The 14,345-nt window shown below is 35.5% G+C and carries 13 protein-coding genes; 3 read left to right on the top strand and 10 right to left on the bottom strand.

The genetic code is table 11. From position 1 onward, the window contains the following. Nucleotides 1-91: 91 nt before the first annotated feature. From B6A10_RS08085 to B6A10_RS08065, 5 genes are all read right to left on the bottom strand, one after another. Nucleotides 92-769, bottom strand: coding sequence for an SCO family protein (locus tag B6A10_RS08085; RefSeq protein ID WP_055094940.1), 678 nt, complete (start codon nt 767-769; stop codon nt 92-94). Between the two features lie 48 nt (nt 770-817). After that, nucleotides 818-1,762 carry a DMT family transporter gene (locus B6A10_RS08080; protein ID WP_188220472.1) on the bottom strand — a complete coding sequence of 315 codons (945 nt, stop codon included), beginning with the start codon at nt 1,760-1,762 and terminating at the stop codon, nt 818-820. Continuing rightward, nucleotides 1,762-2,586: an SDR family oxidoreductase gene (locus B6A10_RS08075; RefSeq protein ID WP_188220471.1), complete on the bottom strand. Its 825-nt coding sequence runs from the start codon at nt 2,584-2,586 to the stop codon at nt 1,762-1,764. The genes B6A10_RS08080 and B6A10_RS08075 overlap by 1 nt, the downstream gene beginning before the upstream one ends. Before the next feature lie 158 nt (nt 2,587-2,744). Further along, entirely contained in the window at nt 2,745-3,113 is a 369-nt protein-coding gene (locus B6A10_RS08070) for a hypothetical protein (RefSeq protein WP_055094944.1), read from the bottom strand. A 161-nt stretch (nt 3,114-3,274) separates the two neighbouring features. Next, nucleotides 3,275-3,847: a porin family protein gene (locus B6A10_RS08065; RefSeq protein WP_188220470.1), complete on the bottom strand. Its 573-nt coding sequence runs from the start codon at nt 3,845-3,847 to the stop codon at nt 3,275-3,277. A 270-nt stretch (nt 3,848-4,117) separates the two neighbouring features. On the opposite strand from B6A10_RS08065, the gene B6A10_RS08060 reads away from it, so the two are divergent. Then, the gene (locus B6A10_RS08060; protein ID WP_188220469.1) at nt 4,118-6,079 is read left to right on the top strand and encodes a transglycosylase domain-containing protein; all 1,962 of its coding nucleotides are present in this window, start codon (nt 4,118-4,120) and stop codon (nt 6,077-6,079) included. A gap of 125 nt (nt 6,080-6,204) precedes the next feature. On the opposite strand, the gene B6A10_RS08055 is transcribed toward B6A10_RS08060, so the two are convergent. The 3 genes from B6A10_RS08055 to B6A10_RS08045 all read right to left on the bottom strand — a co-directional run bounded on the left by B6A10_RS08055 (nt 6,205) and on the right by B6A10_RS08045 (nt 9,084). Next, nucleotides 6,205-7,242 (bottom strand): NADP(H)-dependent aldo-keto reductase, encoded by a 1,038-nt coding sequence (locus tag B6A10_RS08055; protein WP_188220468.1) that lies wholly within the window; start codon nt 7,240-7,242, stop codon nt 6,205-6,207. Between the two features lie 111 nt (nt 7,243-7,353). After that, nucleotides 7,354-8,295 carry an OmpA/MotB family protein gene (locus B6A10_RS08050; RefSeq protein ID WP_188220467.1) on the bottom strand — a complete coding sequence of 314 codons (942 nt, stop codon included), beginning with the start codon at nt 8,293-8,295 and terminating at the stop codon, nt 7,354-7,356. Between the two features lie 24 nt (nt 8,296-8,319). Further along, nucleotides 8,320-9,084 carry an exodeoxyribonuclease III gene (locus B6A10_RS08045; protein WP_188220466.1) on the bottom strand — a complete coding sequence of 255 codons (765 nt, stop codon included), beginning with the start codon at nt 9,082-9,084 and terminating at the stop codon, nt 8,320-8,322. A gap of 138 nt (nt 9,085-9,222) precedes the next feature. Here B6A10_RS08045 and B6A10_RS08040 point away from each other — a divergent pair, with 138 nt between their 5' ends. After that, entirely contained in the window at nt 9,223-11,025 is a 1,803-nt protein-coding gene (locus B6A10_RS08040) for a GNAT family N-acyltransferase (protein WP_188220465.1), read from the top strand. Between the two features lie 90 nt (nt 11,026-11,115). On the opposite strand, the gene B6A10_RS08035 is transcribed toward B6A10_RS08040, so the two are convergent. Continuing rightward, on the bottom strand, nt 11,116-11,397 hold the full coding sequence (locus tag B6A10_RS08035; RefSeq protein ID WP_188220464.1) for a TM2 domain-containing protein: 282 nt from the start codon (nt 11,395-11,397) through the stop codon (nt 11,116-11,118). 93 nt (nt 11,398-11,490) lie between these two features. Next, nucleotides 11,491-12,438, bottom strand: coding sequence for a 2-hydroxyacid dehydrogenase (locus tag B6A10_RS08030; RefSeq protein WP_188220463.1), 948 nt, complete (start codon nt 12,436-12,438; stop codon nt 11,491-11,493). A gap of 612 nt (nt 12,439-13,050) precedes the next feature. Between B6A10_RS08030 and B6A10_RS08025 the strand changes: the two genes are divergently transcribed. Further along, nucleotides 13,051-14,088, top strand: a complete 1,038-nt coding sequence (locus B6A10_RS08025) for a glycoside hydrolase family 43 protein (protein ID WP_188220462.1) — start codon at nt 13,051-13,053, stop codon at nt 14,086-14,088. Nucleotides 14,089-14,345 lie beyond the last annotated feature (257 nt).

Below are 14,345 nucleotides of genomic sequence, written 5' to 3'. Positions count from 1 at the left end.
TAAATTATTAACTGAAATGATTATTATCAGTTTTATGATTTAATTAGACGGATTGAAGTCTAAAAAAGATATTTTTTGTTTTTTGGGGTTTCTAATTGTCGTTTTTGTCCTGACAAAGAAAGTTAATGTCCTCAATTAAACGTTTAATTTCCTCTTTTTTAGTGCCGTCATAAAAACCGCGAACTCTTCTTTTAGCATCCACCAATACAAAATTTTCGGTGTGAACCATATCGTATAACTGGCTTGGTTTTCCCAGTTTTACCGCCAGATAGGATTTTCGGGCTAGGGTATAAATTTCTTTTTTATCGCCGGTTACCAAGTTCCATTTGCGGTCATCAACTCCGTTTTTTAGAGCATAGGCTTTCAAAGCTTCTACGGTATCGACTTCGGGGAAAACGGTGTGCGAAAGCAACATTACTTTGGGATTGTTGATGATGGCTTTTTGTACTTCGACCAAGTTAGTGGTCATTTTTGGGCAAATAGAACCGCAGGTGGTAAAGAAAAAATCGGCAACATAAATTTTGCCTTCATAATCTTTTTGGGTGATGGTTTTTCCGTTTTGGTTTGTAAAGGAAAAATCGGCAATTGTATGGTATTTGCTCACATACTGTACGGTGCTGTCCACCAGTTCCGGATTTACATCGGCAGGATTGTAAATGGGAAGTGTTTTTTGAGGTTTTAATGCATTATAAAAAAGAGAAAGCGTAATAACCGAAAAAATAAAAAAGATACCAATGAAGATTCGGTATTTGTATAAAACAGATTTCATGAATTTTTTTTGCAAAAATACAAAAACCCTTTTGGAAATCAGGAAGTTTTACTTGATTAAAATGTTCGTTTTTTTACGGCTTTTACGTAAAGATTTATTGACTAAATACAAACCAAAAAGTGTTACCGTGCCTCCAATGGCTATCGAAATGCTTAAGGATTCATCAAAAATAACAGCTCCCAATAAAACCGCTACAACTGGATTCATATAAGCATAAAGACTACTCAATTCCGGTGGAAGATGTTGTAAAGAATAGATGAAAATGGTAAAAGTAATTAGTGAACCAACTACGACCAGATAGGCAATGGCAAGCCAGGTATTCATTGGGATTTCGCTTAAATTTATTGAAATTCCGGTAGCTCCGTTGTAAGCAAATAACAGAATGCTGGAAATGAACATTTGGAATCCCAAACTAAAATAAGGATTGTACGAAGCTGCTTTTTTCTTAGTGTATAAAGTTCCAAAAGCCCAGGTAATTGTTGCTAAAACCGAAAGCAAAATTCCGAGACGAAAATCCGGTTTAAAAAAATCGCCCAAATATTCGTAAAAAATAATGCAAACCCCAGAGAAACTTAAAAGTACTCCAGTTACCGCTAATTTGGCAATTTTTTCACCTTTAAAGTAAGAAATGATTACTACCCAAATAGGGAAAATGGCTGCAATAATAGCGCCCAGTCCGCTACTGATGTATTTTACTCCTGCAGTACTGAGTCCGTTGCTTAAGGTGAAATTCAGGATGGCAAGAATGATAATGGTGTTCCATTGTTTTCCTTTGGGCCAGGGCAATTTGGTAAACAGGAAAAAGAGAATGTAAAGTGCTCCGGCTAAAAATTGACGAATGGCGGCCATTTGAATTCCGGGAATATAACGAACACCCTCTTTGGAAGCAATCCAAGTGGTGCCCCAGAAAAAACCAACCCAAAGCAATGCTAAAATAGGAAGACCAATAGCATTAACTTTTGTTGAAACAGCAGTTTTAACTTTTGTTATCACTATAATTCAGTTTGGATGAATATGTAATCTAATAATTGAACTGATTTTTCTGATAAAATCGTTTTCCCAATAGAAGGATTTTCATTGTTGAATGTTGGCGGAATTAGATTTTGTTCCAAAGCTTTTTGAGTGTAATAGTCTTTTCGGCTTGGATGAAAAGGTGTCACAGCATTAAGTATTTCGTTCCAAACGTTATTCTCAATAATTTTTTTGATTATACCAATACAATCGTCCAAATGAATCAAATTCACCGGCGCATCCGGATTAGGGACATTTTCTTTTCCGGCTAAAAAACGAGCTGGATTTCTGTCGGGACCAATTAATCCGCCAAAACGGAGAATGGTTGTTTTAAAATGTGTATTGGCTACTAATAATTGTTCAATTTCCAGTAATTGTTTGCCGCTTTCGGTAACAGGAACAGTCGGACTGTTTTCGTCAATTATCGCATTAGCTTCGCCATAAACCGCTGTCGAACTGATAAAAAGCAGTTTTTCTACCGAAGATTTTTCAATAAAAGGTAGCAGGTTTTTTATTTTTTGAACAAAAGAATTGTTCTGAGCATCCGAGTGATCCTTATTTTTTCCTCTTAATTTTGGAGGAATAGCAATGATTAAAATGGGACTTCCGGCTAAAAAATCAGCTACAGGAGCAGAGAAATTTTCGGTTTCGAGAGTAATCGGATAATGTGAAATTCCGGCATTTTCCAGTAATTCTTTTTTGTCTGTTGTGGTTGTAGAACCTTTTACCGAATAGTTTTCTTTAATGAAGGCTTTCGCTAATGGAAGTCCGAGCCAGCCGCAACCCAGAATGCTAATTTGTGTCATTTTACTTCTGATTTTTCAAGAAGCAAATTTCTGTATAATTATTTGACTTTTACGGTAACAGATTGTTCTTTTTTTTGAAACAAAATGGTATTAAAAAAACTTTGTGAAAGGTTTCAAATAAAAAACCACTCTTTTTAACTGTAGAGTGGTTTGTAGATTTATTTTTTGGTGAGTGTCAGTTTCATTTTGTCGCTGACTAAGATTACTTCATCATCGCTGATATCGCTTTCAAAAGGGTAGGGAGTACCGGTTTCATCTTTAATGACCAGATTTTTTCCTTTTTTGGTTAAGGCATAGGTACCGTCATTTATTTCGCTTTCCAAAAATCCGTTTACATGTCCGTCTTTAGTAAAGGTCAAAGTGCCTTTCGTTAGGATTTCGTTTTTTACTGAATCGGATAAAGTGGTTTTGGCTTCAACAGCGGTAATTTTCCAGGAATCAACCAGTTCGTTTCGCTTTTCATGGCAGGCCATCATTAGCATAGCGATTACTAAAAAGCTATAGCTAAAAAGTTTTAATTTTTTCATAATTTGAGACTATTGGGTTAGATAGCTGTAAGTTACGAAAAAATATATTAAAATTTTTAAGAGCTGTTACATGTGTTTTTTGGATGTTAGGTTAGTTAGGTTTGGGTATAAAAAAACCACGCAGTTTACGTGGTTTTTCGGATTATTTCTGAAAATGGATATTAGAATTTGTAACCTACAGAAGCCTGGATTCCAAAACGATTGTTTCCTGCTGGTCCGTATGCTAAGTCTAAGAAATTATAAACGTATCTAGCTTGAACAAATGCTCCGGAGTTAAAGTCATAAGCTAAGCCCGAAACGGATGCGATGTTATATTTTCTCAAATTGGTGTTAGCATAAATTCCTTTTGCTTCAGAGTCAATAATGGCACTTGCTTGTGGACCAACTTCTATTGATAAACCTTTAACTAAGTGAAATTTAGCTAAAACAGGGATTGCTATTTCGCTAATTTTTAAATTGCTGCCACTTGTGTTTCCGTTTCCGTCAAATTTAAAGCTGGAATGAGAATACAAAGCTTCAGCTTGGAATGAAAATTCATCACACATTTTGAATTCGGCTACTAAACCAGCGTGGTATCCTACTTCAGGACGTAAATCGTAAACAGATGCGTCACCTGTTGCTAACCAATCGTAATTAGCTCCGGCTTTAACACCAAATTTTACTGTTTTTGATTCTTGTGCATTTGCAAACGCAAATGATAGTACGGCAATAACCGATAAAATAACTTTTTTCATTTTTAATTTTATTTTTTTTGTACTGCAAATTTAACCTAAAACATTCGGAAAGCCCAGTGTTTACGGGCTTTTTAACGTTTTTGTTTAGTGTCTTGTTTTACAGTGATTTAGGAGTGTTTTGGTTGGCTCAGTGTAAAATAATAAGATAAGTTGTGGTTTTTTTCATGCTATTCTGCTGGAAAAGTGAAGTATTTATTAAAGTTTAAAGGAAGATTCTTAATCAACGTAAAAAGTTATTATTTTAGCTCGCGACCAAAAAAAGACTGATTTATGAGAACCCGAAAACAAAAAATATTCTTAGTTGCAAAAATTGTAGTAGCATTTGCATTACTTGCAATTATTGGAATTTTTAGTTTTAGAGAGGCGCTTTTGCAACAAATCATTGCTAAAACGGCTAACAAAATGGAAGCGGATTATGACAGTAGATTTGTGGTGAAAAAAGCTGCTTTTGAAGGATTTTCCGGAGTGCATCTGGCTGATATTAGTTTGGTTCCTAATCATGCGGATACTTTATTTAATATTCATGAAATTAAAACGACTGTAAATGTATGGCGCTTAATGTTGGGTGAAGTGCAACTGGGAACTTTAGAAATCAAAAAAGGATATATTCAGCTGACTAAAAAAGGCGAGGTGAAAAACTTTGCTGCCTTTTTAAAAAGAAATAAAGATGAAGAAAATACTTCTGATAAAAAAGATTATGCTGCTTTTGCCTATCGGATTATTTCAAGAGTATTGAATTTGATTCCGACTGATATGAAAGTTGAGAATCTGACTTTCAAACTCGATGATAATGGAAAGAAAGCCACGATTGGAATTCAAAAATTGGTTTTGGCCAATAAAGAACTGGAGACTTCCATTGATGTTCAAACCAATACTTTTGCACAACGATGGAAAATAAAAGGTTTTACTGATCCTAGAAACAAAAAAGCGGATATCCGGTTTTTTAATATTGATACCGGTGCGATTAAAGTTCCTTATTTTGACGAACGTTACAATCTGGTTTCGAGCTTTGATTCCATTCGTTTGAATGTTGAAAATATTGATAAAAGCGGAGGAGAACTTCATATTGACGGTTTTTCTTCGATTGCCAATTTGAAAATTAATCATCGAAGAATTGCTCAAAAAGATGTTTTAATTAAAAATGCCCGATTGGATTACCGATTGCTGTTAGGGGCTGATTTTATGGCTGTGGACAGCAGTTCGACAGCGCAGTTTAATAAGGTGAAATTCCATCCGTATCTGGCTTATGAAACCGAAGAAGATACTGTTTATAAACTTAAGGTTAAGATACCTAAAATGAAAGCGCAGGATTTTATCACTTCGCTTCCGGATGGATTGTTTACGCATTTTCAGGGCATGGAAGCCGAAGGAACTTTTGATTATTATTTGGATTTTGCATACAATAAAAACAAACCAAACGATTTGGTGTTTAACAGTAATCTGAAAAAAGAAAACCTGAGAATTACCAAATACGGCGAAGCTAATTTGAATAAACTTAATGGCGAGTTTATTTATCGCGCTATCATTAATGGGGTGTTGCAGCGTCCGGTTTTGGTGGGAACTTCGAATGTGAACTATACTCCTTTAGATCAAATTTCGCCTTATTTGCAAAAATGTGTCTTAACTACCGAAGATCCTTCGTTCTTTTCGCATCATGGTTTTATCAATGAAGCGTTCAAACAATCTATTGCTAAGAATATCCGTACCCGAAAATTTTCCCGTGGTGCCAGTACTATCAGCATGCAATTGATTAAGAATGTTTTCCTGACCCGCGAGAAAACTTTGTCCCGAAAACTGGAAGAAATTTTGTTGGTTTATATTTTGGAAAACAACCGCATTGTGAGTAAAGAACGCATGCTGGAAGTGTATTTTAATATTATCGAATGGGGACCAAATGTGTATGGAATTGGCGAAGCAGCTCAGTATTATTTCCAGAAAACCCCAGCCGAATTGACTTTTAACGAATGTTTGTATCTGGCGCGCATTATTCCAAGCCCGAAGAAATTTATGTATCAGTTTAATGATGAAGGAATGTTGAAAGAATCGGCGATGAAACAGGTTTCTTTTTTAACCAATTTAATGATTAGAAGAGGATTGCTGACTGTAGATGATACGATTTTTAAAAAGGAGCAAACTATTTTAACCGGACCTGCAAAATCCCTTTTACGCATTAAAGAAAAGGATACAACCGTTGTTGACTCATTGAAAATCGATGAAGAATTTGAGTTTTAATTTTTTTATCTGAAACATTAAAAACGTGTGAGAAAATAAAACCATTAAGAAATTAAGAATATGAAGAGAAATTCTTCTTAATTAAACTTAAATTCTTAATGGTTAATTTAAATTTTTGGGGTAAATTAAGGAGCAGGATCAGGAATTACCGCATGAACGGCATTGATTTCAGCGATGATTTCATCTGATAAATGCAAGTCGATCGAACTGATGTTTTCTTTTAATTGTTCCAAAGTTGTCGCGCCAATAATATTACTCGTAACAAAAGGCTGTTGGTTAACGAAAGCTAAAGCCATTTGAGCCATTGAAATACCGTGTTTTTGAGCAATTTCCTGATAACGTTTGGCAGCTTCCGTACATTCGGTGCTGTTGTATCTGGAAAATTGCGGGAATAGTTTGATTCGGGCGTTAGGATGATTTTCTTCGTTTAAAAATTTCCCGGAAAGCACTCCAAAAGCCAATGGAGAATAAGCAAATAAACCAACATTTTCTTTCATGCATATTTCGGCTGAACCTACTTCAAATTGGCGATTTAACAACGAATACGGATTTTGAACGGTACTAATTTTTGGTAAATTGTTGTATTTACTTTCTTCCAGAAAACGCATGATTCCCCAGGGAGTTTCGTTAGAAAGTCCGATGTGTTTGATTTTTCCTTCTTTGATAAAACCGTCTAAAGTTTCTAATACTAATCGGATGTTGTCTTCCCAGGCATCGTGTTCTACGATAAAACCTCTTTTGCCAAAGAAATTGGTTTTACGTTCCGGCCAGTGCAATTGGTACAAATCAATATAATCGGTTTGCAGACGTTGCAAACTGTTTTCTAAAGCATATTTAATACTGGCTGGTGAAAAATCATTCTTTTCACGCATGTAGCCAAAATTTGGATTGGGTCCGGCAATTTTAGTAGCCAAAACAATTTCGTCTCTTTTGCCGGATTTTTTAAACCATGTTCCCAGAATTTTTTCGGTACTTCCGTAGGTTTCTTTGCGTGCGGGAACCGAATACATTTCGGCAGTATCAAAAAAGTTTACCCCATTGGCTACGGCATAATCCATTTGCGCATGACCATCGGCTTCGGTGTTTTGTTGGCCAAAAGTCATGGTGCCCAGGCATATTTTACTTACTTGAATATCAGTATTGGGTAAAGTTGTATATTTCATGTAGATTTTAAATTTTAGAAAAGCAAATTTACAAAGCTTTGAAGAACTCTTGAAATCAAAAAAGCTCCGAAGTACTGCTTCGAAGCTTTTTTAACTTTTATTTAATGAAAGCTAGTTGATTTCATTCAACATCTCGGCGATTTCATCTAATCTTGGTGTTAAGATAATTTCAATACGACGGTTTTTAGCTTTGCCTTCAGCAGTATCATTAGTGGCAATTGGCGAGAATTCGCCTCTTCCGGCTGCGGTTAAGTTCTTTTTGTTGATGGCTCTGTTTTCGCTCAAAATCCCTACAATGGCTGTAGCTCTTTTGGTTGATAAATCCCAGTTGTCAGCAATAGGTCCGGAACCACCATAAGGGTCGTTATCCGTATGACCTTCAATCAAAACGGCAATATCCGGGTTTTCACCCAATACTTTTCCTAGTTCCACTACAGCTTTTTTACCTTCCGAACTCACGGCCCAGCTTCCGGAATTGAAAAGCAATTTGTTTTCCATAGATACATATACTTTTCCGTTTTTTTGTTCTACGGTTAAGCCTTTGCCTTCAAATCCGTTAAGAGCTTTGGATAAAGTTTCTTTTAATTTTCGCATGGAAGCTTCGTTAGCGGCTATTTTATCTTCCAGTTCTTTCAGGCGTTGTGCATTTTTACTTAAACGTTCTTGTTCAATAGATAAGGCTTTTTGCTTGGCTTCCAATTCGGCTAATAAATCACGATTCTTTTTCATGTTGGCCTGCAAAGCATCGTTGCTGTTTTTCTCCAAAGCATTGTATGAATCTTCCAAACGGGCTATTTTTTCGTTTAGCGCTTTTTGGTCAGCCGTTAGTTTGTCGCGTTCCGATTTTATTTTGCTTAATTCATTTTGCAAAGTCTCGCGGTCAGATTCTAATTTGTTTTTGGCTTTTAAAAGCGCCTCATTTTCGTCGGTTAAGCTTCTGTTTTCTTTCTTTAAATCGGTGTATTTGTTTTCTAAGTCTGTATATATTTTCTTGGAAACACAAGAAGTTGAAAGTGCCAGAACTAACAGACTTAAGGAGATTTTTTTGATCATTTTTAAGAGTTTAAAATGTTTATATTATTCGATATCTACCAGAACGGGACAGTGATCAGAATGTTTGGCCTCGGGTAAAATAAGTGCTTTTTTGATTTTGTCTTTCAAAGGTTCGCTTACCAGACAATAATCAATACGCCAGCCTTTATTGTCAGTTCGGGCTGTTTTTACACGAACGGTCCACCAGGAATAATTACCCGGTTCTTTGTTTAAAAAGCGGAAACTGTCAATGAATCCGTTTTTTAAGAAAGCATCCAGCCAGGCACGTTCTTCGGGAAGGAATCCGGAAACTTTCGCATTTCGTATCGGATCATGAATATCGATGGCTTCGTGACAAATATTGTAATCGCCACAAATAATTAAATTAGGGATTTCCTTTTTTAATTCGTTGATGTAACTTTGGAAATCATCCATAAACATGAATTTATGATTGAGTCTTTCGATGTTGGTGCCTGAAGGCAAATACAAACTCATGACCGAAAAATCATCAAAATCGATGCGTAAATTTCGTCCTTCGTGGTCCATGTGCTCAATTCCCGTGCCATAAACTACGTTTTTAGGTTTAATTTTTGATAAAATTGCAACACCGCTATAACCTTTCTTGGTTGCCGGAAACCAATAGTGATAAGGGTAGCCTGCCATTTCAAAATCCATTAACGGAAGCTGATCCGGAGTAGCTTTAATTTCCTGAAGACAAACTACATCAGGCTTAGCTTGTTCTAACCAATTGATAAAACCTTTTGAAATGGCTGCCCGAATTCCGTTGACATTATATGATAAAATCCTCATTTTTTTAAATTTTTTGATTTCCAAAAATACTAAAAAATAACTGGGAGCGGTTATAAAATTTTAAAATCAAAGTAGGCTCATAGTCGGATAATGGAGTTTTTTTCTATCTTTGTTTTTCGCTCAAAAAAGAAAAATTAAATGGGTTTAGTTACAGCCAAAGAAGTTGCAAAAGCAATAAATGTTGATAAATACGGGGTCTTAGGGACTTTTTCGGGTTGGCTATTAATGAAGGCGTTGAGAATTTCTACACTCAATAAATATTACAATCGCAATAAACATTTGAAAGAAATTGATTTTTTAAATGGTATTGTGGACGACTTACAGATAAAATTTGAAATTCCGGAAGAAGATTTTAAACGTCTGCCTAAAGACGGCGCTTATATTACTATCTCCAATCATCCGCTGGGAGGAATTGACGGAATTTTATTGTTGAAACTGATGTTGGAAAAAGAGCCTAATTTTAAAATTATTGCTAATTTTCTTTTGCATCGCATTGAGCCATTAAAGCAATACATTATGCCGGTAAATCCTTTTGAAAATCATAAGGATGTAAAATCGAGTGTTTTAGGGATTAAAGAAACTTTGCGTCATTTAAGTGACGGAAAACCTTTGGGGATGTTTCCTGCCGGGGAGGTTTCCAGTTATAAAGACGGGCAGCTTGTGGTGGATAAACCTTGGGAAGAAGGGGCTATAAAAGTAATTAGAAAAGCTCAGGTTCCGGTAGTCCCTATTTATTTTCATGCTAAAAACAGTCGTTTGTTTTATTTTCTGTCCAAAATCAGTAGTACGTTGCGTACAGCTAAATTGCCTTCGGAATTGTTTAGTCAAAAAAACCGCGTGATTAAAGTTAGAATTGGAAAACCAATTTCGGTGGCGGAACAAAACGAATACGAAAGTATTGAAGCCTATTCGGAATTTTTGAGAAAGAAAACCTATATGCTGGCGAATCCTTTTGAAAAGGAAAGCAAATTATTGACAACGCCTAATTTAAAATTGCCTAAAAATCCAAAGGAAATTGCCACTCCGGCTAACGAAGAAAAAATCATTGCCGAAGTTAGTGCCTTAAGAAATACCGATTGCCGCTTGTTACAAAGCAAAAATTATGAAGTGTTTTTTGCCGGAGCCGAAAAGATCCCGAGTATTTTACATGAAATTGGCCGTTTGCGCGAAATTACTTTTAGAGAAGTTGGCGAAGGAACGAATGAATCTATCGATTTAGATAAATTTGACCAATATTACCATCATTTGTTTTTGTGGGATGATGAAGCGCAAAAAATCGCCGGAGCTTACCGAATGGGATTGGGTGGTGAAATCTATCCAAAATACGGAATTGAAGGTTTTTATTTGAATGAATTATTCCGTTTCGAACCGGAATTGTTTGAAACCATGCATCAGTCAATTGAGATGGGACGCGCTTTCATTATTAAAGAATACCAACAAAAACCGATGCCGTTATTCCTGCTTTGGAAAGGAATTATTCATACTACCTTGCGTTTTCCGGAACATAAATATCTTATTGGTGGGGTGAGTATCAGTAATCAGTTTTCTGATTTTTCTAAATCACTGATGATTGAGTTTATGAAATCCAATTATTACGATCCATACATAGCACAATATATTCATCCGAAAAAGGCTTATAAAGTAAAATTAAAGGATGCTGACAAAGATTTTATCTTCAATGAAACGGAAGCCGATTTGAATAAATTTGATAAAATTATTGACGAATTGGAGCCTGGAATTTTGCGTTTGCCGGTATTGATTAAAAAATACATTAAACAAAATGCAAAAGTAGTCGCTTTTAATGTCGATCCTTTGTTTAATAATGCCATTGATGGTTTAATGTACATTAGAATTGCCGATATTCCGGAAAGTACGATGAAACCGGTTATGGAGGAATTTCAGGCTGAATTGGAAAAGAAATTTAATGAAAAAGGGGAGTAGTATTTTTATACTTTTTTTAAAATTTACCGCAGATTCACAGATTGTAAATTATTAAATCTGCGAATCTGCGGTTTTTTTGGGTCTGAATATTTAGAACCAAAGTTTTCGGCCTAATTGATAAGTTCTGTAAAATTCATCATCTGATTTTGTCAGATAGATAATGCCTTCTATAAGTCCGAGTAATCCAGTTATAGCGCCAAAACTGATGAGACTAAGAAAAAGCCAAATAATCCCCGTTTTAGTATAGCCTAAGAGAAATTTATGGATTCCAAAAGGCCCCAGAATTATTGCTAATAAACCCGCAGCAATTCTTTTATTGTCTTCTTCATAAGGCTGAGGTTGGTTCCAGTGTTCGTATTTTGAATTTTCCATAATCCCATAATTTAGTGATTATCAATCTATAAATTTATGAAATTATCCTGAAAAAAGGAAATTCTTTGGTTTTACAAAAAGCTGGTTTTCATTTTATTGAGCATACAAAGCTTTAATTTTATCAACTATAGTTTGTGCCAGGCGCTCGTGACTTTCAAAAGTCCATCCGGCAACATGTGGAGACAATAAAACATTATCCGCGTTTAATAAATATTGAAATGCCTCCGGAGTTGTTTTATCCTGAAATAAGGTTTCAAAAGAGAGTTTTTCATACTCCAAAACATCCAAACCTGCTCCTGAGATTTTCTTGGATTGTAAGGCTTCAACTAAATCAGCTGTAACAATGTTTTTTCCTCTTGAAGTGTTGAGTATCCAGAATGATTTTGTGAAAGCATTAATAAAGTTGGTATTAACCATTTTATCCGTGTCCGGAGTCCATGGCAGGTGCAGACTCAAAACATCTGTTTTTTGCTGTAATTCGGCTAAAGAAACCTGTTGGGCATTTTCGTCGCCTACATTTTCTTTGATGTCATAACAAAGTACTTTTACATCAAAACCTCGCAGCTTTTTAGCAAACCATTTTCCCATGTTCCCATAACCGATAATTCCTACGGTTTTGCCGTCTAGTTCATGCCCACGGTTGCTTTCTCTGTTCCAATGTCCGGAACGAATTTCTCTGTCGGCGCGATTTAAGTTGTTAAAAAGCGATAAAATCATACCCAAAGAATGTTCGGCAACGGCATTTCGGTTGCCTTCCGGAGCAGCAATTAATGCGATATTTTTTGAAGTAGCATATTCGCAATCGATGCTTTCCAAACCGGCTCCTACACGGGCAATAAACTGCAAATTGGTTGCTTTGTCTAAAAAAGTTTTGTCAATTTTAAAACGACTGCGAATTACAATGCCGTGATATTCCTGGATTTTTGCTTCTATAGCTTCTTTGGAAGAGGTAAAATCTTCATGGTTTTCAAAACCAGCCTCTTGTAATTGTTGCATCAGGATGGGATGATTGCTATCGATGTGTAGAATTTTGATTTGCATAATTATGATATTGAGCTTTCAAAATTAGCAAAAAATATCTGCTTTTGGCTGACTGATAATTTAGGGAAGCATTGATGTTTTAATTCATAAAAACAAAAAACCATTTCTAAATCAGTATAAATTTAGAAATGGTTCATCGTTGAATTAATCAAACCTAAAGTAATTTTTTTACATACGCGCTTCTTTTACGATTTGTTGTTAGTATCTCACCATCGTTTCGTCTCCGAATAGAAAACGGGAAATTTTGTCGTAAATCATGTTGAATAACTTTTTCATAATAATGTTTATTTAATGTTAGTAACAAATTAAACCATTAACCAGAAAAGTTAGAGTAGACGGGGTTCACTTCCATAAAATTACGGCAATTTTTAGTTTTATAAAAACAACTTTTCTTTTTTTCGATGTAAAGCTCTTTTTTCGGATAAACTACATGATTATCAGATATTTGCATTATTATTTTTACAAATAAAAGTTTGGGTTTTAATAAGTTAGCTGTCAGTTTTTAAATTTTAGAATGAGTAAACCAGAAATCAATTATATTTACACTTTATAAATGTTGATTTAACATTTAAAAATTGAAATTTGTAATTATAATTGAAAATAAATAAGACCATGAATTTTTCACGCTTCAGTATTTTTATTAGTATGCTTCTTTTTGGAGTGAGTATGCAGGCTCAAAAATTAAAGAAAAATCAATTTGATAATCCTTTGGCTTTGCAACGTGCCGATCCGTTTGTAACCAAAGCGGCTAATGGAAATTATTATTTCATTGCCACGGCTCCCGAATACGACCGAATTGAAATTAGAAGTTCTAAAACGATTAACGGAATAAAAACGGCACAGCCTGTTGTGGTGTGGCGCAAACATGATAAAGGACCAATGGGTAATCATATCTGGGCACCGGAATTGCACCGAATTGAAGGAAAATGGTACATTTATTTTGCCGCCGGTTCAGCAGAAAATAAATGGAGCATTCACAAATATGCTTTATCCAATCCATCGGAAGATCCAACCAAAGGTGAATGGAAAGAAGAAGGACAAATTGTAACCAAAGGAGATATTTTTTCCCTTGACGCGACAACTTTTGAAATGAACGGGCAACGTTATATGATTTGGGTGGACAGAGGTCCCGGAAAAGTGGTGAACACGAGTTTGTATATTGCCAAAATGACCAGTCCTACAACGCTTGATGAGAAACAAGTGGTGATTAGCCAACCGGATTACGACTGGGAAATGCATACTTATAAAGTAAATGAAGGGCCAGCGGTTTTGGTTAAAAACGGCAAAGTATTCCTGGCTTTTTCGGCCAGTGCTACCGATGCGACGTATTGTATTGGATTGCTTTGGGCTAAAGAAGGAGCGGATTTATTGGATCCAAAATCCTGGACGAAATTGGATAAACCGGTTTTTTATACGAATGAAAAATTCAAACGTTACGGGCCGGGACACAATAGTTTTACCATAGCTGAAGATGGAAAAACCGATATTATGATTTACCATGCCCGTGATTATGAAAAAATTAAAGGAGATGCCTTATCCGATCCGAATCGTCATACAAGAGCCAGAGTTTTAAAATGGACTAAAGACGGTATGCCGGATTTTGGTCAGGAATATGATGATAATGAAATGGCTTTGAAGAATAAAAAATAGTTTTCATTTTGATTTACTATTAAGGAATCTAGTTCTTTGTTTAAACGCGAAGAGCGCAAAGAATACGCCAAGTGCACTAAGTCTCTTAACTAAGCTTAATTCCTTGATGGTAAAATCTATTTTATAATGCTGATAAAAAAAAGGACCAATTGTACAAATTGAACTGCCCCCAAAAAGTTAGACGCTATTTGGGGGCATTTTTATGGAAAGAAAAGTCAAATACAATTATGAATTTAAACTTCGTTGTGTACAAGAAG

Source organism: Flavobacterium pokkalii, from assembly GCF_014596575.1.
In the GTDB taxonomy this organism is placed as follows: Bacteria; Bacteroidota; Bacteroidia; order Flavobacteriales; family Flavobacteriaceae; genus Flavobacterium; species Flavobacterium pokkalii.
The sequence above is the reverse complement of the archived record's forward strand: the minus strand, read 5'-3'. Positions and strand labels throughout refer to the sequence as shown.

Excerpts from the sequence above, each read along its gene's own strand:
- B6A10_RS08085 (WP_055094940.1), bottom strand. The coding sequence starts at position 769 with ATGAAATCTGTTTTATACAAATACCGAATCTTCATTGGTATCTTTTTT.
- B6A10_RS08075 (WP_188220471.1), bottom strand. The coding sequence starts at position 2,586 with ATGACACAAATTAGCATTCTGGGTTGCGGCTGGCTCGGACTTCCATTA.
- B6A10_RS08070 (WP_055094944.1), bottom strand. The coding sequence starts at position 3,113 with ATGAAAAAATTAAAACTTTTTAGCTATAGCTTTTTAGTAATCGCTATG.
- B6A10_RS08065 (WP_188220470.1), bottom strand. The coding sequence starts at position 3,847 with ATGAAAAAAGTTATTTTATCGGTTATTGCCGTACTATCATTTGCGTTT.
- B6A10_RS08060 (WP_188220469.1), top strand. The coding sequence starts at position 4,118 with ATGAGAACCCGAAAACAAAAAATATTCTTAGTTGCAAAAATTGTAGTA.
- B6A10_RS08055 (WP_188220468.1), bottom strand. The coding sequence starts at position 7,242 with ATGAAATATACAACTTTACCCAATACTGATATTCAAGTAAGTAAAATA.
- B6A10_RS08050 (WP_188220467.1), bottom strand. The coding sequence starts at position 8,295 with ATGATCAAAAAAATCTCCTTAAGTCTGTTAGTTCTGGCACTTTCAACT.
- B6A10_RS08045 (WP_188220466.1), bottom strand. The coding sequence starts at position 9,084 with ATGAGGATTTTATCATATAATGTCAACGGAATTCGGGCAGCCATTTCA.
- B6A10_RS08040 (WP_188220465.1), top strand. The coding sequence starts at position 9,223 with ATGGGTTTAGTTACAGCCAAAGAAGTTGCAAAAGCAATAAATGTTGAT.
- B6A10_RS08035 (WP_188220464.1), bottom strand. The coding sequence starts at position 11,397 with ATGGAAAATTCAAAATACGAACACTGGAACCAACCTCAGCCTTATGAA.
- B6A10_RS08030 (WP_188220463.1), bottom strand. The coding sequence starts at position 12,438 with ATGCAAATCAAAATTCTACACATCGATAGCAATCATCCCATCCTGATG.
- B6A10_RS08025 (WP_188220462.1), top strand. The coding sequence starts at position 13,051 with ATGAATTTTTCACGCTTCAGTATTTTTATTAGTATGCTTCTTTTTGGA.